Raw genomic sequence first — 21459 nt, 5'->3', positions numbered from 1 at the left:
GTCATCCGCGGGAGTCGGCGTTCCGTCGCACGGGACTGCGACGGACCGACCGCCCCGCCAGGACGTCCGTCCGCCGGCCGTCCTCGATCACGAAACGGCCGTCGATCAGGACGTGGGGGATACCCGTCGGGAGCCTGCGCGGCTCCTCGAACGTCGAACCCGCCGCCACCGTCCCGGGGTCGAAGAGGACCAGGTCCGCCTTGTAGCCCTCCTTGACCAGGCCCCGGTCGGGCAGACGCAGCCGGGCCGCCGGGCGGGACGTCAGGTGAGCCACGCACTCCTCCAGCGACAGGATCCCCAACTCCCTTACGTAGTGGCCGAGATAGCGCGGGAACGTGCCGTACGCCCGCGGATGCGGCTTCGCGCCCTGGAGGATGCCGTCCGAGCCGCCCGTGTGGACGCGGTGCCGCATGATCTGCCGGACGTTCTCCTCGTGGCCCACGTGCTGGAGGATCGACGGGGCGAGCCGGTCGGACAGGAGAAGGTGGCGGGCCGTGGCCCAACTGTCGACGCGGCGGCCCACGTACTCCGCCAGCGCGGGATCCGTGACCCCCGAGATCTCGATCGTGTCCCACTCCATCGGCACCCCGTGGCAGCCGTCCGAGCCGGTCACCTCCAGGTGGTGGCGGATGCGGTCGGCCGTGTCGTCGTCCGCGAGCCGCTTCAGGATCGCCTCCGGGCCGCCCTCGCTCGCCCAACTCGGCAGCATGGCCACGAGAGTTGTGCATCCGGGGGTGTACGGATAGGTGTCCAGGCTGATGTCCGCGCCGCTCGCCAGCGCCTCGTCCAGGAGGGCCAGCAGCTCCGGTGCCCGGCCCTCGTTCACACCGAAGTTCATGGTGGCGTGGGCCAGATGGAGGGAGCAGCCGGCCTCCCGCGACAGGTCCACCATCTCCGCGTAGGCCTCCAGCGCGCCCGCGCCGTACGAGCGGTGGTGCGGGCAGTAGTAGCCGCCGTACGACGCCACCACCCGGCAGAGTTCGGTGAGTTCGGCGTCCTTGGCGTACATGCCGGGTGTGTAGGTGAGCCCCGACGACAGGCCGACCGCGCCCTGTTCCATGCCCTCGGCGACCAACTGCCGCATCCGGTCCAGCTCCTGGGGCGTCGCCTCCCGGTCCGCCCAGCCGACCGCGAGCATGCGGACCGTGCCCTGCGGGATCAAGTAGGCCGCGTTGACGGCGATCCCACGGCCGTCGAAAGCGGAGTCCAGCCGGTCCAGGTACTCGCCCACCGACCGCCAGTCGAAGTCGATGTCGTCCCCGTACCCGTTCCACCCGGTGATCGCCCGGCGCACCTCGGCGAGTGTGCGGTCGTCGACGGGGGCGTACGACAGCCCGTCCTGGCCGATGACTTCGAGGGTCACCCCCTGAGCGGCCTTGGCGCTGTGGTCCGGGTCGCGGAGCAGGGCGAGGTCGCTGTGCGCGTGCATGTCGATGAAGCCGGGGGAGAGGACCAGCCCCTCCGCGTCCAACTCCCGCCGCGCCTTGGGGCGTTGACAGCCCGCCGCCGCGGCCTCCTGCACGATGGAGATGATCCGGCCGCCGTCGATCACGACATCGGCGCGGTAGGACGGTCCACCGCTGCCGTCGACGACGTCCGCGTCCCGGATGACGAGCTGCTCCACGACTCCTCCTAGAAGAACGTACGGATGTAGTCGACGACCGTCCCGTCCGCCTCCGCCACCGGGATCAACTGCCACTTGTCGAAGGACGTGCAGGGGTGGGACAGGCCCAGGCCGATCCAGTCCCCGACCTCCAGGTCCGCCTCGGACGTCGTCCGCAGCCACGCGTGCTGGTCGGAGAGGCCGGTGACCTCGATGCCGGTCGCCGGGTGCTCGGTGCCGTCCCGGCGGACGACCTGGGCGAGGGGGAGGTCGAGGTCGTAGGCCGCGTCCCGCTTGCCCGCGTTGGCGAAGGCCTGCTCGGGGGAGGGGCGGGAGACGATCTGCGCCCAGAGCCGGAACGCCGGTTCCAGGGCGCCCTCCTCGGGGATGCGGGTGAAGGGGGTGATCTCGCGGTAGTGCCCGTCGTCGTGCGAGACGTAGGCGCCCGAGCGCAGCAACTTCAGTGCGGGGAGCGAGAGTTCGGGCAGTTCGGCGAAGACGTCGGCCACCGCGTCGAACCACGCGCTGCCACCCGCGCTGACGACGATCTCGTCGACTCCCGTGAAACGCCCGCCCTTGTCGAACTCCACGGCCAGGGAGACCAGCCGCCGCAACCAGGCATCCACCCGCTCCGGATCCGCCCGCGGCACCTCGCCCTCGTACCCGGCGACTCCGACCAGCCGCAGAGTCCCTACGGCGGCCACCGCGTCCGCGACCGCCGCGCACTCCGCCTCCGTACGCACGCCGGTGCGGGCGCCCTCGCCGGCGGCCAGTTCGACGACGACGTCCAGCGGGCGGGCGGCGCCGCGCAGGGCCGCGTCCATCGACTCGACCCCGCGCACGGAGTCGACGTAACAGATGAAACGGAAGTCGGGGTCGGTGTCGAGTTCGGACGAGATCCACTTCAGGGCCGCCGGGTCGACGAGTTCGTTCGCGAGGAAGATCCGGTCGATGCCGAACTTCCTTGCCACGCGCACCTGGTGGGGGACCGCGAGGGTGATGCCCCAGGCGCCGTGGGCGAGTTGGCGGTGGAAGAGCTGGGGGGCCATGGAGGTCTTGCCGTGCGGGGCGAAGGCGAGGCGGTGGCGGGTCGCGTAGGTCTCCATGAGCCGGAGGTTGTGCTCCAGGCGCTCGGCGGAGAGGGCGAGGACGGGGGTGGTGAAGCCGCCGGTGAAGAGGTTGCGGCGCTGGGCGGACAGTTCGGCGACGGTGCGGCCGTCCGCGTCCGGGGGGAGGCCCTTGAAACGGTGGTCGACGCGTTCCCCGGAGAGCCGGGCGAGCGCTTCGGTACCGGTGTCACGGACCATGGGGCCTCCCTGAGCTGGAGTGTTGCAATCTCTGCAACCTTCATTGCGTATATCGCTTACCGCTGTCTAACATCTCGCCCAACACCGGGTCAACGGAGCCGCCGCCCCCGGCGCACCGGACGAGGAGCCATCACCATCGTGACCGCCGACGGACAGTCCACCGCCGCCCGTGACGTCGTGGACGTCGTAGCGCTGGGCGAGTCCATGGTCACGTTCCTACCCAGCCGCCCGGGCCGCCTCGCCGACGTGCCGTCCTTCGATCGCGCCATCGGCGGCGCCGAGTCGAACGTCGCGTGCGTGCTGGCGGCGGCCGGGCACAGTGTGCGGTGGGTCAGCCGGGTCGGGGCGGACGGCTTCGGGGACCATCTCGTCGAGACCATCGGCGGGTATGGGGTCGATGTCTCGGCCGTACGGCGTGATCCCGCGCGGCCGACCGGCATCTACTTCCGCACCGCCGGGGACCGGGCCACCGACGCGCACGAGGTCGCGTACTACCGGGCCGGGTCCGCCGCCTCCGCGATGGCCGTCGACACCGTGGACCTGGCCGCCGTACGGGCCGGGCGGGTGCTGCATCTGTCCGGGATCACCCCGATGCTCTCCGAGGGCTGTCTCGGCCTGGTCCGTGAGCTGACCGCGCTCCGCGCCCGCCGCCCGCTGATCTCCTTCGACGTCAACCACCGCCCCGCGCTGGGGCGTTCGGCCGACGGACCCAGCGTGCTGCTGGAGCTGGCGCGCGGCGCGGACCTCGTGTTCGTCGGCGAGGACGAGGCCGCCGAGGTCTGGGGGCTGGTCGGGGCCGATGCCGTACGGGACGCGTTCCCCGACCCCGAGACGCTCGTCGTGAAGCAGGGCGGACGCGGGGCCACCGTCTTCCACAAGGACTCCGTCACCTTCGTGCCCGCGCCGCACGTCGACGTCGTCGCCGAGGTGGGGGCCGGGGACGCCTTCGCCGCCGGGTTCCTCTCCGCGACCCTGCGGGGACTTCCCGTACGGGACCGGCTGCGGCACGGGCACCTGACGGCCGCCGCCGCCCTCACCGTCCCCGGCGACCTCGCCGCGCCCCCGGTCCGCGACCACGCCGACCGGCTGGTCGCCCTGGACGAGGGGTCGTGGGGGAGACTTCGACTCGGCCCCGGCTGGACCGACGCCGCCGACCGGGCCGACGAGGAGGTACGAACCCCATGAGTCAGACCGTCGACCGCGCGCTCAGCATCCTGCCGCTGCTCGCCGAGGGCCCCGCCGATCTCGGCCAGGTCGCCGAGCGCCTCGACGTCCACAAGTCGACGGCCCTGCGCCTGCTGCGCACGCTGCACGAACACGGCCTGGTCTACCGCCAGTCCGACCAGCGCTACCGCCTCGGCGCCCGCCTCATCGCCCTCGCCCAGGAGGCGATGGAGAACCTCGACATCCGCGAGATCGCCCACCCCCATCTCGTACGCCTCAACGAACAGTGCGGGCACACCGTCCACCTCGCGGTGTACGAGGAGAACGAGGTCCTCTACATCGACAAGGTGGAGAGCCGCTACCCGGTGCGGATGTACTCGCGGATCGGGAAGCCCGTCGCGATCACGGTCGCGGGCGTGGCCAAGCTGCTGCTCGCCGACCTCCCGGACGCCGAGCGGCGGGTCCTCGCCGACAAGCTCGAATACCCCATGTACACCGCCCGCTCCACCCCCAACGCCCCCGCTTTCCTGCGGGAGTTGGAGAAGGTGCGGGAACAGGGCTGGGCCACCGACCTCGGCGGCCACGAAGAGTCCATCAACTGCGTCGCCGCGCCGATCCGGGGCGCCGACGGACGCGTGGCCGCCGCGATGTCGGTCTCCGCGCCGAACGTCGTCGTCACCGCCGACGAACTCCTCACGCTGCTTCCCCTGGTCCGCCGCACGGCGGACGCCATCAGCGGGGAGTACTCCGGCCGCACCACCGTGAAAGACCCCGAGTGAAGGACCCCGTATGACCGAGAAGACCGCCCTCACGCCCAAGACCCACACCACCCCGCCCGCCAAGTTCTCGCACGGCGTCCGCAAGGGGAACATCCTCCAGGTCGCCGGCCAGGTCGGCTTCCTCCCCGCCGAGGAGGGCAAGCCGCCCACGCCGGCCGGTCCCACCCTGCGCGAGCAGACCCTCCAGACCCTCGCCAACGTCCAGGCGATCCTGGAGGAGGGCGGCGCGAGCTGGGAGGACGTGATGATGCTCCGCGTCTATCTGACGGACGTGGACCACTTCGCCGAGATGAACGCGATCTACAACACGTACTTCGAGGGACTCGTCGAGGTCCCGGCCGCGCGCACGACGGTCTACGTCGGCCTGCCCGCGGGGCTGCTCATCGAGATCGACGCGCTGGCCGTTCTGGGCTAGCGCCGAGCTGGTACCGCTCCAACTCCCGCACACCGTACGACGGTTCGGCGCCCTCCGGGGTGCCGCGCCGCGATCCCCCCTGCCCGGCTGTGCCCTCTGGGGGACATCCCCCAGACCCCCGGACCCATGCCCTTTCGAGCACGAGGACCCCACATGTCGCTACCGCTCGCCGCCACCGCCCCCGCGACCCCACCCCACACCGGAGGCCTGCTCCTCCTGCTCGACGGTACGGCAGGCCTGTTGACGGTCGCCGCCATAGGAATCGCGCTCCTGCTCTTCCTGATCATCAAGGTCAGACTCCAGCCCTTCGTGGCCCTCCTCGCCGTCTCCATAACCGTCGGCCTGCTGGCCGGACTGTCGGTCACCGAACTCTTCGGCACGGTGCAGCGCTCGGACGCCGTCTCCACCATCGAGTCCGGCATGGGCGGCATCCTCGGCCATGTCGCGATCATCATCGGCCTGGGCACGATGCTCGGCGCGATCCTCGAAGTCAGCGGCGGGGCCGAGGTGTTGGCGTCGAGGCTGCTCGGGTTGTTCGGCGAGAAGCGAGCGCCCCTCGCCATGGGCCTCACCGGCCTGATCTTCGGCATCCCGGTCTTCTTCGACGTCGGCATCTTCGTCCTCGCGCCGATCGTGTACGCCGCCGCCAAGCGCGGCGGCAAGTCGATCCTGCTCTACTGCCTGCCGCTGCTCGCGGGCCTGTCGATGACCCACGCGTTCCTGCCGCCGCACCCCGGCCCGGTCGCGGCGGCCGGTCTCCTCCACGTCCAGCTCGGCTGGGTCATCCTCATGGGCATCGTCTGCGGCATCCCGGCGGTGCTCGCCGCGTGGGCCTACGCGGCCTGGATCGGCAAGCGGATCTTCGTCGCCGTACCGCAGGACATGGTCGAGGCGGCGGCCGAGGCGAAGCAGGCGGTCATCGACGAACAGCGGGAGTCCGGTGTCGTACCGCAGGAGGAGCCGGTGGCGCTGGGCACGGTCCTCGCGATCATCGGTACGCCCCTGGTCCTCATCCTCGCGGCCACCTTCTCGTCGATCGCCTTCGACCCGTCCACCGGCCGCTCGGTGGTGGAGTTCTTCGGCAGCCCCTTCGTCGCCCTCACCATCGCGCTCCTCCTCGCGTACTACCTCCTGGGCCTACGACGGGGCTGGTCCCGCAAGTCCCTGGAGACCGTCTCCACCGCGTCCCTCAAGCCGGTCGGCAACATCATCCTGGTCGTCGGCGCGGGCGGGGTCTTCGGCGCCGTCCTCAAGGCGAGCGGCGTCGCCCAGGCCCTCTCGGACACCTTCCACGACGTGGGCCTGCCGGTACTGGTCCTCGCGTACCTGATCTCGCTGGTCCTGCGGGTGGCCCAGGGCTCGGCGACGGTCGCGATCGTCACGACGGCCGGCATCGTGGCCCCCCTCCTCGCCGAGGGCGACCATTCCCAGGCCTTCGTCGCCCTCGTCATCATGGCGATCTCGGCGGGCTCGATCTTCGCCTCGCACGTCAACGACGGCGGCTTCTGGATGGTGGCGAAGTACTTCGGGATCAGCGAGCGGGACACGTTGAGGACGTGGACGGTGCTGGAGTCGGTGTTGTCGGTGGCGGGGTTCGCGGTGGCGGCGGTGCTGAGTCTGTTCGTGTAGGAGTCGGGTGGTGTGATCGTCGCGGTCGGTCGGTACGGCTTCCGGCCGGCCGGCGGCGGTGGCTCCCGCTGTGGCGGGTGTGAAGGCCGGCGGTTCCGCCTCGGCGGGCTCGATCTTCGCCTCGTACGTCAACGACGGGGCCCGCGCGCGGAGCGCGCTGACAGATGCAGCTGGATGGTGGCGAAGTACTTCGGGATCAGCGAGCGGGACACGTTGAGGACGTGGACCGTGTTGGAGTCGGTGTTGTCGGTGGCGGGGTTCGCGGTGGCGGCCGTATTGAGTGTCTTCGTGTAGAAGTTCGCCCGGGACGCCGTGTAGGCGTCTGATAACGAAGTCGGGGCCGGCTGTGCCTGACACAGGATCGTCGACCATACTTCGCGCTGTGGAGCAGCGCATAGGTTCGAGCAGCCAGCCCCTGGAGGGCGCCGGATTCGACCCGGCCTTCGTCCCCGGGCTCACCGCACCCGCCGGGTCCTCCGACACACCGGAGGACGCGAAGGCCGAGGCGGCGGAGCCGGAGGAGTCGTCGGCCGAGAAGGCGGACGTCGACGAGGCGGAGGCCGAGAAGGCCGTCGTCGAGGACGACGACGCCGAAGAAGCCGATGAGGAGGCGTCCGAAGGGCCCGTCTTCGAGGCGTCCGACCGTCGTGCGGAGATCGTCGCGGACGCGAAGGGCGTACGACTGCGCCTGGACGACCAGGCGTGCGAGTTCCGCTGGGACGAGATCGGCGCCGTGGAGACCGAGACCCCGCGCTTCGGCAAGCGGTTCACCATCACGGTGCACACTCCTGACCGCCGCTGGTACCCGATCGAGATCGAGGCGGCGGCCAGGAGCCGGTTCGGTGAGTGGGAGACGCAGCTCGACGCGGTTCTCGACGCCTACTTCGAGGACGGCGACGAGGACGAGGACGACGAGTCCGCCGAGGTGGACGAAGCCGCGCTCGCCGAGGCGGAGGCCGAGGTCCGCAAGGACTAGCCGGCAGCCGGACAGACGGCTAGCTGCAGTACTGGGCCTGCTTGCCGATGGACCGGTACATGCAGTCCGCGTTCTCCAGCAGTTGGAACACCGCGTCCCGGTTCCGGGAGGTCTCCCGCTCGATGACCTCGTCGGGCGGGTAGAAACCGCCCCCGGAACTGGACGTCGGATACATCTCGAAGGTGTAGTCGAAGATCTTCTGACTGCCCCAGAGGTAGTCGTCGATCGAACCGTCCGTGATGTACAGGTCGCTGGACTGCTCGGCCGTGTAGCCGTTGCTCGCGGCCATCTTCTGCCCGACCGCCTTGAACGCGGCGGCGTCGTCCGCGGTCATCCCGGTGGCCGTGTCGGAGTACGTGTAGCCGAAGGGCCACAGCACCAGTTCGCTGTACGTGTGGAAGTCGATGCCCGCGGTGATCTGCTGCTTCCCACCGACGACCCGGCCGCGCACGAAGTCCGCGACCACCTTCACCTCGGGCGCCGACTCGGCGGACGCGCCCCGGTAGGTCTCGGACGAGGTCGAGCCCGAAGAGCCGCCGCAGCAGCCCCACTTGTAGTTCCAGTTCCGGTTGAGGTCCGTACCGACGTAACTGGAGCCGGAGTTGGGCTGGCGGTTCTTGCGCCAGGACCGGTAGGCGCCGGTCGCGATGTCGTACTCGCCGCCGTCCGGGTTGAGATCGGGCACGATCCAGATCTCCCGGCTGTTGACGATGCTCGTGACGCGGGAGTCGGTGCCGTAACCCGCGCCCAGTTCGCGCAGCAGGTACAACGCCATCTCCACCGTGAGGTGTTCGCGCGCGTGCTGGTGGAAGGTGAGGAGGACCTCGGGCTCGTTCTCGTCGGTGGCCACGTTGTCGCTGACCTTGATGGCGACGATGTCCCGGCCCTGGTACGACTTGCCGATCACCTTCTTGCTCATGATGCCCGGGTAGGCGGCGAGCCGCTGGTCGATCTCCGTGTTCGCCTCGGCGTAGTTGTGGTACTTCGAGTCGGCCGTGGGGAAGTCGAGGAGCCGGGCGCCGTCCGCCGCCGAGGAGCGGTCGGGTGCCGCGCCCAACAGCGAGACGGCGTAGCCCTGTTGGCGCAGCTGCTTGATCTGGGCGGCGCGGCCGGAGACGACCACGGTCTCCTCGTCGGACTCGTCCACGGTGACGCCCGCCGCCGCGATGGCCGTCCGCGTGACCGGGGTGTTGTGGTCGACGTGGATCTCGTACTGGCGGATGTCGTCCGCGGCCGGGGAGGCCTGCCGCGCGTTGTCGGCGGTGGCGTTCGCCGTGACGGGTGCCGCGAGGGCGAGGGCCATCAGGGCGGCGAGCGCGGCGGTGCGTCTGCCGCTTCGGGTGCCTGAGCCGCGTATGCGAAGTCGCATGAAATCTCCTTGCTGGAGTTGGGGGGTGTTTCAGTGCGACGTGCGTGAAGTACCGCGTGCGGGTGGGGTGTTCGTGTGCGGGTTCCTCCGGGTGTTCCTGTGTGGCGCCTATGTTGATGTGTTGGCATGGTCAGGTCAAGGGCGTCCAAAGTGGGTGGCCGGATTACCGCCACTTCGGCGGAGGAGCATTGCGGGGCGGCGAGCGCGGGAACCATCTCCTCGTGCGGCCGACGAGTTCCGTCGACTCCCCCTGAATCAGAGCCAGTTGGGGCTGAGGGCGATCGTCCGGAGCTGTTTCGTCGTCAGGGCCGGGGTCTTGCGGGTCGCGGCGGTGTCCTGGGCGCCGGAGTTGAAGGCGCTGATCACCACGCGCGTCCCGTCGGTGCGGAGGGTGTCGACGGTCCACATCACGACCCCCGCGCCGCCCTTCTCGCCCGGTTCCTGGTGGGTGGCGACCTTCGTGCCGTCGGACAGGACCTCGGCGTCCGAACCGAAGAGCTCGTCCTCGGCGTTCGACATGTTCGCCTGGACGTTGACCTGGACCAGGCTCCTGCCCTTGCCGTCGTCGACGACGAGATAGCCGAACCCGCTGTCGTCACCACTGCTGTCGGACACCGTGAACCCCTTCGGCAGCAGGCGCTTCAGCGTCGGGGCGATGGGAGCGTTGAGAGCGGAGCCGCTCGTTTCCGCCGTCGAGGTCCCCGTCGGCGTCTGCTCGGGCATCGCGTCGATGGCCTCCCGCCACGCGTCCGAAGCCGCGAGTTTCGTCAACCGGGCGGGAGACAGCGGCGGTTGGCTCCGGGTGATCGGCGAGTCCTTCTCCGCGGCGGCGTTCCACTCGCTCACGCTCACATGCTGCCCCTGCGGTGTGACGAGTTCGGCGCTCCACAGCTTGGTGTCCACCCGGCGGTCCGGATACTCGTACCCCTGAAGGACCATGACCATCGACCCGTCCGCCAGCCGGTTCGTGCCGCACGCGTCGTAGTGCGTGAACACCTTCGCCGGGCACTTGGTGATCTGCCGCGCCTCGTCGCTCCCCGGCTCCACCCGGCCCATGCCGACCTCGATCGCCGCCTTGCCCTTCCCGTCGTCGTAGACGACATGGACGTACGGCGACGGTCCCTCGTCCGTGCCACGGGCCACGGTCTTGGAGTAGGCGCCGTCGCCCACCAGGAGTGTGAGCTTCCGCAACAGGTCCTCCCCGGAGAGGGGAGCGGGGGCGGAGGTGGCGGAGGCACGGGTGGAGGTGGCCGCGGAACCCTGTGCCTTGGCGGGGTTCCCGCTCGGCAGGAGCAGCGCCCCGCCCACGCCGACGAGGGCGATGCCCGCCGCGCCGCCCATGACGGCGGCGTTGCGGCGGCGCAGCAGACGGCGGCGGCCCTTGAGGGCGCCGGCGTGGGCGAGCGCGGCCCGGTCGGTCTCGAAGGCGTTGCCCGCGTCGTGCAGGCCGGCGGTGAGCCGTTCCTCGAAGGGGTCGAGGGGGTCGCTGTGCTGGGTGTCGGGCATGGCGGACCGCCGTTTCGCGTCAGGAGCTGAGGAGTTAGGAGCTGAGGAGTTAAGGAGCTTGCGGGAGAAGGGAGTTGGGGCGAGGAGCCGGAGCGAAGTCGTTGGAGCGATGGACTCGGGCGGGGGCTGCTCAGGGGCGGGCGTACTCGTCGAGGTTCTCGCCGAGCAGTTCGCGCAGCCGGCCGAGCGCGCGGACACAACGGGTGCGTACGGCGGCCGAGCTGACGTGCATGACGTCGGCGGTCTCCTCCACGGACCGGTCCTCCCAGTACCGCAGGACGACCACGGCCCGGTCCTTCGCGGGCAGCCGGGAGAGGGCCTGGAGCAGGGTCAGCCGGAGCGGGGTGTCGGCGCCGCGGGCGCCGGGGTCGGGCCGGTCGGGCAGGACGTCGGTGGCGCGCTCGGTGCTGCTGCGGCGCCGCTGATGGGCGAGGTAGGTACGGGTGAGGACGGTCTGGGCGTACCCGGCGGGGTTGCCGACCCGGGACATCCGCCCCCAGCCGACGTACAGCTTGCCGAGCGTCTCCTGGACCAGGTCTTCCGCGAGATGCGTGTCCCCGGCGGTCAGCAGACAGGCGGACCGATAGAGATGCCCGGCCCGTGCGGCGGCGAACTCCGCGTATTCATCGGCACGTTCCTGTCGTCTCACGCCTGTTCCCCCTGCCCGTCGGTCCCGGTCCCGGCACCGCCCTCACTTGTACTGATGCGATGGGCGCACAGAAATGTTTCAGGTCGCCGGTATCGATTCATGCGCCCCGAACACGCCCTTGCCCTCCCGGGGTCCGGCGTGACGACCATGTCCTGGACCGTGTACGCCCGTTGCAGCGAGGGGAACTGTCGTGTTCGACAACCTGCCGGACCTGGACAAGCTCAAGGACAAGGCCGAGGAGATCGCCGAGGAGCACGGGGACAAGATCTCCGACGGCTTGGAGAAGGCCGGTGATCTCGTCGACGAGAAGACGGACGGCAAGCACAGCGAGCAGATCGACACCGCGGTCGACAAGGCGCAGGCTCTGCTGGAGCGGCTCGCTCAGAACGCGGAGAACACCGACGGCAAGGACCGGTCGGCGGAGTAGGCACAACGAGGAGGAGTGCAACCCGACAGCTCGGTCGCACTCCTCGTTCACCACTGAACTCCAGGCACGGCAAAGGCCGTTGTGGCCGCTACGGCAGCGCGTGCACATGCGCTCCCACCGAGTTGGACCACGAACTGCCCGCGGCCGCGTCCCAGTTGGTCGACCAGGTCATCGCGCCCCGCAGGTCGGGGTATGTCTTCGACGGCTTGAAGGTGCCGCAGTTGGTGCCGGCCGTGAGGCAGTCGAGGGCGTTGTTCACGATGGTGGGGGAGACGTAGCCGCTGCCGGCCGCGCTCGTCGAGGCCGGGAGGCCCAGGCCCACCTGGGACGGGGAGAGGCCGCCCTGCAACTGGATGCAGGCGAGGGCGGTGAGGAAGTCCACCGTGCCCTGGCCGTAGACCTTGCCGTCGCAGCCCAGCATCGTCCCGCTGTTGTAGTACTGCATGTTGACGACCGTGAGGATGTCCTTCACGTTCAGGGCGGTCTGGAAGTACGCGTTCGACGTCGACTGCATGTCGATCGTCTGGGGCGCCATCGTGATGACGAGCGAGGAGCCCGCCTTCGAGGACAGGGACCTCAACGCCTGGGTCATATAGGTCGCGTTGATCCCGTTCTCCAGGTCGATGTCGACGCCGTCGAAGCCGTACGTCTGCATCAGGGAGTAGACCGAGTTGGCGAAGTTCGTCGCGGACGTCGAGTCGCTCACCGAGATCGTGCCGTTCTGGCCGCCGATCGAGATGATCACCTTCTTGCCGGCCGCGTGCTTGGCCGCGATGTCGGCCTTGAACTGGTCGACCGTGTAACCGCCGAGACCGGCCGAGTCGAGCGTGAAGGAGACCGCGCCCGGGGTCGAGGTCGCGTCCGCGAAGGCCACCGCGATGATGTCGTACTGGGAGGAGACGGCCGAGAGCTTCTGCACGGTCGCGCCGTTGTTGAAGTTCTGCCAGTACCCGGTCACCGCGTGCTTCGGCAGGGTGCCGCCGCCACCCCCGCCGGTCGCCGTCGTCGTGCCCGTCACCGCCGTCGACTTCCCGGACTCACCGGCCGAGTTGGTCGCCGTGACCTGGAAGGAGTACGACGTGGAGGCCGTAAGTCCCGTGATCGTGGCGGACGTTCCGGTCACCGCCGTGATCTTCGTGCCGCTGCGGTAGACGTTGTAGCCCGTGGCGCCCGACACCGCGCTCCACGCGAGGGAGACGGAGGACGAGGTCGTCGAGGAGACGCTCAGACCCGTGGGGGTCGCCGGGACCGTCGGGGCCGGGTCGCCGCCACCGCCGCCGTCCGGGCCGTAGACCGAGATGTCGTCCGCGTAGTACGCCGCCTGTCCGTACCAGCCGTGGGTGTACACCGAGACGGACGTGGTCGAGGAGCCCGTCGTGAAGGTCGTCGACAGCTGCTTCCAGGTCGTGGTGTCGGGGGTCCAGGTCGACACGTCCGTGGTGCCCGTGCCCGTCACGCCCAGGTAGGAGTAGCCGCCCTGCACCCACGCGCTCAGCGTGTACGTCGAGTTGGGCTTGACCGCGACCGACTGGACGCACTGCGCGTTGTCCTGCCCGGCCGGGGTGCCCTTCAGGGCGGAGGCGCCGCCGTGCACCGGGGACGAGACGGTCGTGCCGCTGCCCGCCGTACAGGTCCAGTTGGTCAGGCCCGACTCGAAGCCGGCGTTCCTGGCGTTGTTGATGTCGGCGGCGGACGCCTGGCCGGTGCCCGCGAAGGAGAGGGCGAGGGCGGCCATGGCGACCCCGGCCCACAGACGTCTGTTCCTGAGGACGGGCATGCCTGGTGCGCGGTCCACTGATGCCTCCGGTGGGGGAGTTTGGAGGGGACTGTGACGACGGTGGCCACCGCTGGAGTTCAAGAGTTGGTCCAGACCAATCCGCTGTCAAGAGGTCCAGACCAAGTTCTCCGGCGGCCGGCTCGGCGCTTCGGCGCGGACCAGTTGCTCGACCTGCCCCGGTTTGGCGTGTTGTGTGCGATGACAGTTGCCGCACAGCTACAGAAACGCTGTTCTCCGGTCACAGGGGCGTGGTTACAGTGCTGAGGTAGTCACGCAGTGAAGTCAACTCGGCGTACCGGAAGTGATGCCGGTGGGCCGACAGGCGTGAAACGGGGAGCTGAGCGTGCCAACTGCCATTGCCGTGACCAGCGCCGACATGGCGCTGCCCGCACAGGACGAACGGACCCTGCCCGCCGTCGTCCTGCGGGACCTGGATCAACGACCGCTGGACCAGGCGCTGTCGGAGATGCAGTCCCTCATCGACCAGCACGGGCATGTCGTCGTCGTGTCCTCGCAGGCCGTCTCCGAGGGCGTCGACCGACGGCTGCACACGATCCGGTCCATCCTGGAGAGCGACCGGATCGCCCTGTTCCGTCCGAATCTGCCCCCGCTCGGACTCGCCGTCCTGGCCCGCCAGTTGAGGCAGCTCGCGACCTGTGACCTCAGCCCCGGCGTGCTCGCCTCGGCCGGCCGGCTCCTCACCCACTACATCCACGCGGGCGCGGTCCTCGGCTCGGTCACCAAACTGGACCGGGTCCCCGTCGGCCTCAAGTCGCACGCCAAGTCCTGGGTGCCCGGCAGCCAGTTCGCGGTGATCGCCCACCCCGAGCCGCAGTTGGTCCGGGTCGGCCCCGGAGTCACCCTGGAGGGGCCGGAGTTCGGTACCTGGATGCTGGTCGCCAAGGGACAGTTGCAGTCCGACTGGATCGGCACCACCCTCGCCCCGGCGTGGAACGCGATGGGGCTGCGCGAGGCCACCCTGCCCGCCGAGTCGGTGACATGGTGGGGTACGAGCAAGATGATCGAGTTCTGTACGTATCTGCCCGACCTGTCGGTGCTGTACCAACTGGTCACCTCGGTACGGCAGTCCGTGTGCCACTGGTGCGGTATCGACGTCATCGGCGACCGTTGTGTCTTCTGCTCCGCCACACCGCCCGTTCACGAGAACCAAACATCGAGCGGATAAGTCCTCAACTCACAGGACACGCTTACAGCACACGAACTCGCCAGACCCGGTTCGATCCGCTCATTTCCGCTCGACCGATATCCCCAATGAGGTTGTACGGTTCATGAACTCCCGTCAGCGCCGCGGCGTGATACTCCTGCTCCTGTCGGTGATCTGCGCCCTCGGCGCGTTCGCCGGCGTCCTCTCCGTCATCCGTGACGTGAAGTCCAAGGTCGGTCCCGAGGTCACGGCGTACCAGGTCAAGGACAACGTGGCGCCCTACACGGCTCTCACCGCCGCCCAGTTCAAGAAGATCGAGATGCCCAAGCGGTGGCTGTCGGACACCGCCGTGACCGATCTCGACCAGATCAGGGGCAAGATCGCGGTGACCACCCTGCGCGGGGGCTCCCTGCTCCAGACCGACATGATCGTGGACCAGCCCGCCCTGCAACCGGGGCAGCAGGAGGTCGCCATCATGATCGACGCGGCGACCGGCGTCGCCGGCAAGATCGACCCGGGCTCCACGGTCAACGTGTACGCCACCTTCGAGGGCGCGAAAGAGGGCGACCCCGACCAGTCGAAGATCATCGTGACGAACGCGAAGGTCATCGACGTCGGCCACATCACCGCCCTCGACCCGGGCAGCAACAGCGACAAGAACCAGCAGGGGGCCACCGACGGCGTGCCGATCACCTTCGCGCTCTCCACGCTCGACGCCCAGCGGATCACCTACGCCGAGTCGTTCGCCAAGCGGGTCCGGCTCGCGCTGGTGGCCCCCGGCGGCGATACGACCGTGCCCGACAAGGACCGGACGTACGAACTCGCGAAGGACAAGTGAGAGGCCGGCATGCCCACCAGGATTCTTCCGGCGGTCGGTGACGCGGACGCCATCCGCGCCATCACGACCCTGCTCAGCCAGCTCCCGGACGCCGACCCGGTGGCCCCGGTGGCCGATTCGACGCAGCTCATCGACACCCTGGCCCGGCTCGCCGCCGAGTCCGTCGACGAGCTGCCCGAGGTCGTGGTGGTGCATGAACGCATCGGTCCCGTCCCCGCGTTGGAGCTGGTCCGCGAGGTCGCGCTGCGCTTCCCCGCGGTGGGCGTCATCCTCGTCACCACGGACGCCAGCCCCGGCCTCTTCCAGGCCGCCATGGACTCCGGCGCCCGCGGTCTGATCGCCCTGCCGCTGAGCTACGAGGAGTTGGCCACCCGCGTCCAGGCCGTCGCCGCCTGGTCGGTGGGCGTACGGCGTCATCTGGGCCACGGCGGCGATGTGTTCACCGGCGTCGGCGGCACCGTCGTCACGGTCAGCGGCGCCAAGGGCGGGGTCGGCGCGACCCTCGCCGCGATCCAACTCTCCCTCGCCGCGCAGGCGTCGGGCCGTAGCGTCGCGCTCGTCGACATGGATCTGCAGACCGGGGACATCGCCTCCTACCTGGACGTCCAGTTCCGCCGCTCGGTCGTCGACCTCGCCGCGATCACCGACATCTCGCCGCGCGTCCTGGCCGACGCCGTGTTCCGGCACGACACCGGGGTCGCGCTGCTGCTCGCCCCCGGCGAGGGCGAGCGCGGCGAGGAGGTCACCGACCGGGCCGCCCGGCAGATCGTCAGCGCGCTGCGTTCCCGGTACGAGGTCGTCGTCATCGACTGCGGGGCGCAGATGAGCGGCGCGAGCGCGGCGGCCGTCGAAATGGCCGACACGGCCCTGCTGTTCACCACCCCGGACGTGGTCGCCGTACGCGCCGCGAAGCGCACCGTCCGGATGTGGGACCGGTTGCAGATCCGCAAGGCCGAGGAGACGACCATCGTCGTCAACCGGCACACGCGCGGTACAGAGATCCAGCCCGCCCTCATCCAGCGGATCACCGGCACGGCGGTCGCCGCCACCGCGATCCCCGCCAACTTCAAGGAACTCCAGGGCGCGGTGGACGCGGGCCGCCTCCACGAACTCGACAACAAGAGCGTGGTGAAACAGGCCCTTTGGGGTCTCGCGGGCGAACTGGGACTGGTCAAGGTCCCCGAAGTCGCCCAGAAGAGCGGGCGGTCGCGGAGCGGCGGCGATCGCGGCTCGGTGAGCTTCCGGCGGCGGAGGGAGTGAACGGGGGATGAACGTGCGTATGGCTGTGCTCTCTCGGCGTGAGCGAGACCGGGGTCAGGTCACCATCGAGTTCCTCGGCATGACCCCGCTGATCATCCTGACGCTGGTGCTGATGTGGCAGTTCGCGCTGGTGGGGTACACGTTCTCGCTCGCGGGGAATGCTGCGGACGAGGCGGTACGGGCCGGGACGGCGGCCGCGCCGGGTGGCGCGCGCACCGCCGCCTGCCAACAGGCGGGCCTCGACAAGCTGGACGGCGCGTGGAAGGGGGACGCCAAGGTGACCTGCGAAGGCACGGGCTTCGTCACGGCCGACGTCACCCTCAAGGTGCCCGTCCTCTTCCCGGGCTCCATCGGCTTCCCCTTCACGGTGCACGGCCACGCGGGCGCCGTAGAGGAGGCGAAGCACTGAGATGGACAAGGGCAGGAAGGACCGCGGTCAAGTCGCCATCGAATACCTCGGGTTCATCCCGGTCCTGATCCTCGTCACGCTGGCGGCGGTGCAGCTCGGGCTGATCGCGTACACCGCGGAGCAGGCGGGGACGGCGGCCCGGGCGGGGGCGCGCAGCGCCTCGCTCCAGCAGGGCGCCCAGCCGGCGTGCAGCGAGGCGGTCAGCGACTGGCTCTCGGTCGCTTGCCCGGCGTCGTTCGGCGGCGACACGGTCACGGTCACCGCCACCATCCACATCCCGTCCGTCATCCCCGGCTACGACGGCTTCGGAGATGCCAGCAAGGTGGCCACCATGCCGCTCGACCACTGAACGACAGAGAACACCTGAGAACAACACGGTTCGACTGAACAAGGAGCGAGGAGCACAGCACTCATGGGTCTGCGGGAACGTGTCAACCATCCCGAGGAGAACGGCCATCGGGGCGAGGACGGCCACATGGTCGCCTCGTACCGCGCCAAGCTCCTGGAGGAGATCGACCTCGCGGAGATGAGCGCGCTGGCCGCCGCCGAGCGACGGGCCCGCCTGGAGCGGGTGCTCGGGCACATCATCAGCCGTGAGGGTCCGGTCCTCTCGACCGTCGAGCGTTCGCAGTTGATCCGTCGGGTCGTCGACGAGGCGCTCGGCCTCGGCATACTCGAACCGCTCCTCGAAGACGCGTCGATCACCGAGATCATGGTGAACGGCCCGGACGCGATCTTCGTCGAACGCGGCGGCCGCGTCGAGCAGTTGCCGCTCCGCTTCCCCTCCCACGACCAGCTGATGCAGACCATCGAGCGGATCGTGTCGACGGTCAACCGCCGGGTGGACGAGTCGAATCCGATGGTCGACGCGCGACTGCCGTCCGGCGAGCGCGTCAACGTGATCATCCCGCCGCTGTCGCTGACCGGCGCCACGCTCACCATCCGCCGCTTCCCGCGCTCCTTCACGCTCCAGGAGATGGTCGGCTTCGGCTCGCTCGACGAGCACATGCTGTATCTCCTCGCGGGCCTGGTGCACGCGAAGTTCAACATCATCGTGTCGGGCGCCACCGGCACCGGGAAGACGACCCTCCTCAACGCGCTCTCCGGCCTGATCCCGGAGACCGAGCGCATCATCACCATCGAGGACTCCGCCGAACTCCAGCTCCAGCAGTCGCACGTGATCCGCCTGGAGGCCCGCCCGCCGAACGTCGAGGGCAAGGGCCAGGTCACCATCCGCGACCTGGTCCGCAACTCCCTCCGCATGCGCCCCGACCGGATCGTGGTCGGTGAGGTCCGCGGCGGCGAGTCCCTCGACATGCTCCAGGCGATGTCCACGGGCCACGACGGCTCCCTCGCCACCGTCCACGCCAACAGCGCCGAGGACGCGCTGATGCGCCTGAAGACCCTGGCGTCCATGTCCGAGGTCGAGATCCCCTTCGAGGCGCTGCACGATCAGATCAACAGCGCCATCGACGTCATCATCCAGCTCACCCGCTTCGCCGACGGCGCCCGCCGGATCACCGAGATCGCCCTCCTCGACAGCCACGGCAGCGAGCCGTACCGGCTGGCGACGGTGGCCCGCTTCAGCCCGCAGCCCATCTCCGCCGACGGCCGGGTCTACGGCGCCTTCGAGTACTTCCCGCTCTCGCGCCGCACCGCCGACCGGCTCTACATGGCGAGCCAGCCGCTGCCGCAGGCCTTCGGCGTCGCCCACACCGCGGAACAGCTCGCCCTCAGAGAAGCCAGTAGGTAGGGACCGACCCCATGGATCTCCAGACGATCGTCACGCTCACCACCGGCATCACCCTGCTGACCTGTGTCCTGGGCGTCGCCGGCCTGCACGCCTACGCCATGGGCAGGGCACAGCGCGCGGCCCTGGTCGACCGGCTCACCTCGACCGGCCAGATCCAGGTGGGCCGCACCCGCCGGTTCCGCGACCTGGACCGCAGACTGCGCCGTACCCGCCTCGGCCGGCAGCTCGAACTGCGGCTGGCGGCAACGGGGTTGGACATGACACCGGGCGAGTTCTTCGTCTACATGCTGGCCACGGTGGCGGCCCTCTGGCTGATCGGACAGGCCTCGCTGGCGCCCTTCTTCGGGCCGATCGCCGGGCTGTTGGGCATCGGAGTCGCGATCCAGTTCCTCAACTGGCAACGCCAGAAGCGCATCGAGAAGTTCATCAACCAACTCCCCGAACTGGCCCGCATCATGGCCAACGCCACCCACGCGGGTCTCGCGCTGCGCACTTCGATCAGCATGGCGGCGGAGGAGCTGGAGGCACCGGCGGGCGAGGAACTCGCCAAGGTGGCCAACCAGTTGGCGGTCGGCGCCTCCATGGACGACGCGCTCAGCGAACTGGCGGACCGCCTCCCGTCCCGCGAACTGGTCGTCCTGGTCACGACGTTGGTGCTCTCCAACCGCGCGGGCGGCCAGGTGGTCAGCGCGCTGCGCAACCTCACGGAGACCCTGGAGGAACGCAAGGAGACCCGCCGCGAGGTCCGCACCCAGCTCTCCCAGGTCAACATGACCTCGTACGCCGTCCCGGCGATGGGCGTGGGTGCCCTCTTCCTGATGAACGGCGTCAAACCCGGCGCCCTGGAACGGATGACGGGCTCCCCGATCGGCCAGGCCTGCGTGATCATCGCGTTCGGGCTGTACGCGGTGGGCTTCATCCTCATCCGCCGCCTGTCCCGCATCGACGTCTGAGGGGAGGAGGACAGACATGGTGGCACTCGTCCTCGGACTGGTCATGGGCCTCGCGGTGTGGGGCATCTTCGCGGGCATCCGCATGTACCGCGCCGACGCCAAACTGCCCAGCGACCTCGTCCTGGCCCTGGAGGTCGGCGCGACCCGCACGGGCGCGGTCGACTCCCTCATCGACCGCATGGGCATGCGCTACGCCCCCGCGGTCCTGCGGCTGATGGGCCCCAAGCTGGTCGCCAAGTACCGCCGCAAGATAGACCTCGCGGGCAACCCGGGCGGCCTGACCATCGACCGCTACGCGGCCCGCCGCGCGGTCTACGGCTTCCTCGGCGGCTTCGGCGGACTGCTGATGCTGATCGAGGGGCACTACATCGTCGCGATCATCCTGTTCGCCTTCGCCGCGTTCTGGACGGAGGTCGGCATCTGGTCGGCGATCCGCATCCGCCGGGACGTGATCGAACGGACCCTGCCGGACTTCCTGGACGTGCTGGCGGTGGTGGTGAGCGCGGGCCTCGGCTTCCGCCAGGCGCTCGACCGGGTGGCGTCGAAGTACGAGGGCCCCTGGGCGGACGAACTCCGCATCACGCTACGGCAGATGGACCTCGGCATGAGCCGCCGAGCCGCCTTCACGGAACTGCGCCGCCGCAACGACAGCGAGCAAGTGGCCATGTTCGTCACGGCGTTGCAGCAGGGCGAGGAGCTGGGCGCGCCGATCGTCGACACGCTGGTGTCCCTGGCCAAGGACATGCGCCGCACGGACGCGCAGAACGCGCGGCGGAAGGCGGCCAGGGCGGTGCCCAAGGCCACCATGATGATCACCACGTTCATGGTCCCGGCCACGATGCTGCTCCTCGGCGCGGGCCTTCTCCTCGGCTCCGGCACGGACTTCAGCACGATCACGGGCAAGTGAGCGGGAACGGGGGTGACTTGAACGATGGCGACCACGGAGGGACGTGAACGCACACGACTGCTGCGCCGGCGCCCCGGACCGACGGAGATCACGACACCGCCGGCCGGGACGGTGCTGCCGGACCATGTGCGGTCGGGGGCGACGGACATTCCGGTGACGTCGGTGACACCGGCGCTGCCGGAGGGATGGGTCCCGGCGGGGGGCCGGCTTCTCGGCGTACCGAGGCCACCGGCGGAGCCGGGTGTAGAACGGCTGGCCGCCGACGGCGGGGACGCCCCACAGGGGCCACCGGCACCCGACGACGGGAGTCGCACGGACAGTGCGGGCGGCACGGGCGCTGTGGGCGGCACGGGCGCTGCGAGTGGTGCGCGCGCTGCGAGTGGTGCCGGTGGGAAGTCTTCCCCGGCCGGAGGCCGGGAGCCGGCCCTCCCCATCCAGATCAGCGCCCTGCAGGCCATGTGCAGGCAGGTCTTCGGCTTCCGCCTCGCGATGATCGCCCTCGCCGCCCCCTCCGCCCTCCTCAACGCCACCCCCGGCCTGGCGACCCGCCTGGTGGGCGCGGCGGTAGTGGTC

20 protein-coding genes and 2 pseudogenes are annotated in these 21459 nt (G+C 69.8%); 16 read left to right on the top strand and 6 right to left on the bottom strand.

Annotation, left to right across the window (positions count from 1 at the left end; translation table 11 throughout):
- Position 1 precedes the first annotated feature (1 nt).
- Together JHN63_RS15720 and JHN63_RS15715 are read right to left on the bottom strand one after the other, a co-directional pair.
- Complete coding sequence (locus JHN63_RS15720) at positions 2–1624, bottom strand: amidohydrolase family protein (protein WP_200681701.1); 1623 nt, start codon at positions 1622–1624, stop codon at positions 2–4.
- Positions 1625–1632: 8 nt separating this feature from the next.
- A complete protein-coding gene (locus tag JHN63_RS15715; protein ID WP_200681700.1) occupies positions 1633–2910 on the bottom strand; it encodes an amino acid deaminase in 1278 nt (425 codons plus the stop codon).
- A 138-nt stretch (positions 2911–3048) separates the two neighbouring features.
- Here JHN63_RS15715 and JHN63_RS15710 point away from each other — a divergent pair, with 138 nt between their 5' ends.
- The 6 genes and pseudogenes from JHN63_RS15710 to JHN63_RS15685 all read left to right on the top strand — a co-directional run bounded on the left by JHN63_RS15710 (position 3049) and on the right by JHN63_RS15685 (position 7873).
- Positions 3049–4095, top strand: a complete 1047-nt coding sequence (locus tag JHN63_RS15710) for a sugar kinase (protein ID WP_200681699.1) — start codon at positions 3049–3051, stop codon at positions 4093–4095.
- The gene (locus tag JHN63_RS15705; protein ID WP_200681698.1) at positions 4092–4853 is read left to right on the top strand and encodes an IclR family transcriptional regulator; all 762 of its coding nucleotides are present in this window, start codon (positions 4092–4094) and stop codon (positions 4851–4853) included. Before JHN63_RS15710 ends, JHN63_RS15705 begins: the two co-directional genes overlap by 4 nt.
- Positions 4854–4863: 10 nt before the next feature.
- Positions 4864–5268: a RidA family protein gene (locus JHN63_RS15700; protein ID WP_200681697.1), complete on the top strand. Its 405-nt coding sequence runs from the start codon at positions 4864–4866 to the stop codon at positions 5266–5268.
- 153 nt (positions 5269–5421) lie between these two features.
- Complete coding sequence (locus tag JHN63_RS15695) at positions 5422–6897, top strand: GntP family permease (RefSeq protein ID WP_200681696.1); 1476 nt, start codon at positions 5422–5424, stop codon at positions 6895–6897.
- 171 nt (positions 6898–7068) lie between these two features.
- Positions 7069–7191, top strand: a pseudogene (locus JHN63_RS54680) (hypothetical protein); the annotation flags it as partial.
- Positions 7192–7279: 88 nt separating this feature from the next.
- Positions 7280–7873: a hypothetical protein gene (locus tag JHN63_RS15685; RefSeq protein WP_200681695.1), complete on the top strand. Its 594-nt coding sequence runs from the start codon at positions 7280–7282 to the stop codon at positions 7871–7873.
- A 19-nt stretch (positions 7874–7892) separates the two neighbouring features.
- Here the strand turns inward: JHN63_RS15685 and JHN63_RS15680 are convergent, their stop codons facing one another.
- The 3 genes from JHN63_RS15680 to JHN63_RS15670 all read right to left on the bottom strand — a co-directional run bounded on the left by JHN63_RS15680 (position 7893) and on the right by JHN63_RS15670 (position 11397).
- Positions 7893–9242, bottom strand: a complete 1350-nt coding sequence (locus JHN63_RS15680) for a M14 family metallopeptidase (protein ID WP_200681694.1) — start codon at positions 9240–9242, stop codon at positions 7893–7895.
- 255 nt (positions 9243–9497) lie between these two features.
- Positions 9498–10748, bottom strand: a complete 1251-nt coding sequence (locus JHN63_RS15675) for a hypothetical protein (protein WP_200681693.1) — start codon at positions 10746–10748, stop codon at positions 9498–9500.
- A gap of 130 nt (positions 10749–10878) precedes the next feature.
- Positions 10879–11397: a SigE family RNA polymerase sigma factor gene (locus JHN63_RS15670; RefSeq protein ID WP_200681692.1), complete on the bottom strand. Its 519-nt coding sequence runs from the start codon at positions 11395–11397 to the stop codon at positions 10879–10881.
- A gap of 190 nt (positions 11398–11587) precedes the next feature.
- Here JHN63_RS15670 and JHN63_RS15665 point away from each other — a divergent pair, with 190 nt between their 5' ends.
- The gene (locus JHN63_RS15665) at positions 11588–11824 is read left to right on the top strand and encodes an antitoxin (protein WP_200681691.1); all 237 of its coding nucleotides are present in this window, start codon (positions 11588–11590) and stop codon (positions 11822–11824) included.
- 88 nt (positions 11825–11912) lie between these two features.
- Here the strand turns inward: JHN63_RS15665 and JHN63_RS15660 are convergent, their stop codons facing one another.
- Positions 11913–13601, bottom strand: a complete 1689-nt coding sequence (locus JHN63_RS15660; protein WP_200681690.1) for a chitinase — start codon at positions 13599–13601, stop codon at positions 11913–11915.
- Positions 13602–13977: 376 nt separating this feature from the next.
- Here JHN63_RS15660 and JHN63_RS15655 point away from each other — a divergent pair, with 376 nt between their 5' ends.
- The 9 genes and pseudogenes from JHN63_RS15655 to JHN63_RS15615 form a co-directional block, all read left to right on the top strand.
- A complete protein-coding gene (locus JHN63_RS15655; protein ID WP_234476981.1) occupies positions 13978–14787 on the top strand; it encodes a hypothetical protein in 810 nt (269 codons plus the stop codon).
- A gap of 103 nt (positions 14788–14890) precedes the next feature.
- On the top strand, positions 14891–15604 hold the full coding sequence (gene cpaB / locus JHN63_RS15650; protein WP_200681689.1) for a Flp pilus assembly protein CpaB: 714 nt from the start codon (positions 14891–14893) through the stop codon (positions 15602–15604).
- A 9-nt stretch (positions 15605–15613) separates the two neighbouring features.
- The gene (locus JHN63_RS15645) at positions 15614–16864 is read left to right on the top strand and encodes an AAA family ATPase (protein ID WP_200681688.1); all 1251 of its coding nucleotides are present in this window, start codon (positions 15614–15616) and stop codon (positions 16862–16864) included.
- 19 nt (positions 16865–16883) lie between these two features.
- Positions 16884–17273: a TadE family protein gene (locus JHN63_RS15640; protein WP_200681687.1), complete on the top strand. Its 390-nt coding sequence runs from the start codon at positions 16884–16886 to the stop codon at positions 17271–17273.
- A gap of 1 nt (position 17274) precedes the next feature.
- Entirely contained in the window at positions 17275–17622 is a 348-nt protein-coding gene (locus tag JHN63_RS15635) for a TadE/TadG family type IV pilus assembly protein (RefSeq protein ID WP_200681686.1), read from the top strand.
- Between the two features lie 63 nt (positions 17623–17685).
- Complete coding sequence (locus tag JHN63_RS15630) at positions 17686–19026, top strand: CpaF family protein (protein WP_200681685.1); 1341 nt, start codon at positions 17686–17688, stop codon at positions 19024–19026.
- An 11-nt stretch (positions 19027–19037) separates the two neighbouring features.
- Positions 19038–19979 carry a type II secretion system F family protein gene (locus tag JHN63_RS15625; RefSeq protein WP_200681684.1) on the top strand — a complete coding sequence of 314 codons (942 nt, stop codon included), beginning with the start codon at positions 19038–19040 and terminating at the stop codon, positions 19977–19979.
- Between the two features lie 16 nt (positions 19980–19995).
- Positions 19996–20886 carry a DUF5936 domain-containing protein gene (locus tag JHN63_RS15620; protein ID WP_200681683.1) on the top strand — a complete coding sequence of 297 codons (891 nt, stop codon included), beginning with the start codon at positions 19996–19998 and terminating at the stop codon, positions 20884–20886.
- A 24-nt stretch (positions 20887–20910) separates the two neighbouring features.
- Positions 20911–21459 (top strand): annotated as a pseudogene (locus tag JHN63_RS15615) (two-component sensor histidine kinase); the annotation flags it as partial.

Origin of the sequence: Streptomyces sp. MBT65 (assembly GCF_016612545.1) — a bacterium.
Classification (GTDB): domain Bacteria; phylum Actinomycetota; class Actinomycetes; order Streptomycetales; family Streptomycetaceae; genus Streptomyces.
This window is presented reverse-complemented; position numbering and strand designations above follow the sequence as displayed.

Coding starts and splice junctions, on each gene's coding strand:
- JHN63_RS15715 (WP_200681700.1), bottom strand. CDS start 2,910: ATGGTCCGTGACACCGGTACCGAAGCGCTCGCCCGGCTCTCCGGGGAA.
- JHN63_RS15705 (WP_200681698.1), top strand. CDS start 4,092: ATGAGTCAGACCGTCGACCGCGCGCTCAGCATCCTGCCGCTGCTCGCC.
- JHN63_RS15700 (WP_200681697.1), top strand. CDS start 4,864: ATGACCGAGAAGACCGCCCTCACGCCCAAGACCCACACCACCCCGCCC.
- JHN63_RS15695 (WP_200681696.1), top strand. CDS start 5,422: ATGTCGCTACCGCTCGCCGCCACCGCCCCCGCGACCCCACCCCACACC.
- JHN63_RS15680 (WP_200681694.1), bottom strand. CDS start 9,242: ATGCGACTTCGCATACGCGGCTCAGGCACCCGAAGCGGCAGACGCACC.
- JHN63_RS15675 (WP_200681693.1), bottom strand. CDS start 10,748: ATGCCCGACACCCAGCACAGCGACCCCCTCGACCCCTTCGAGGAACGG.
- JHN63_RS15660 (WP_200681690.1), bottom strand. CDS start 13,601: ATGCCCGTCCTCAGGAACAGACGTCTGTGGGCCGGGGTCGCCATGGCC.
- JHN63_RS15655 (WP_234476981.1), top strand. CDS start 13,978: ATGGCGCTGCCCGCACAGGACGAACGGACCCTGCCCGCCGTCGTCCTG.
- cpaB (WP_200681689.1), top strand. CDS start 14,891: ATGAACTCCCGTCAGCGCCGCGGCGTGATACTCCTGCTCCTGTCGGTG.
- JHN63_RS15645 (WP_200681688.1), top strand. CDS start 15,614: ATGCCCACCAGGATTCTTCCGGCGGTCGGTGACGCGGACGCCATCCGC.
- JHN63_RS15640 (WP_200681687.1), top strand. CDS start 16,884: ATGGCTGTGCTCTCTCGGCGTGAGCGAGACCGGGGTCAGGTCACCATC.
- JHN63_RS15635 (WP_200681686.1), top strand. CDS start 17,275: ATGGACAAGGGCAGGAAGGACCGCGGTCAAGTCGCCATCGAATACCTC.
- JHN63_RS15630 (WP_200681685.1), top strand. CDS start 17,686: ATGGGTCTGCGGGAACGTGTCAACCATCCCGAGGAGAACGGCCATCGG.
- JHN63_RS15625 (WP_200681684.1), top strand. CDS start 19,038: ATGGATCTCCAGACGATCGTCACGCTCACCACCGGCATCACCCTGCTG.
- JHN63_RS15620 (WP_200681683.1), top strand. CDS start 19,996: ATGGTGGCACTCGTCCTCGGACTGGTCATGGGCCTCGCGGTGTGGGGC.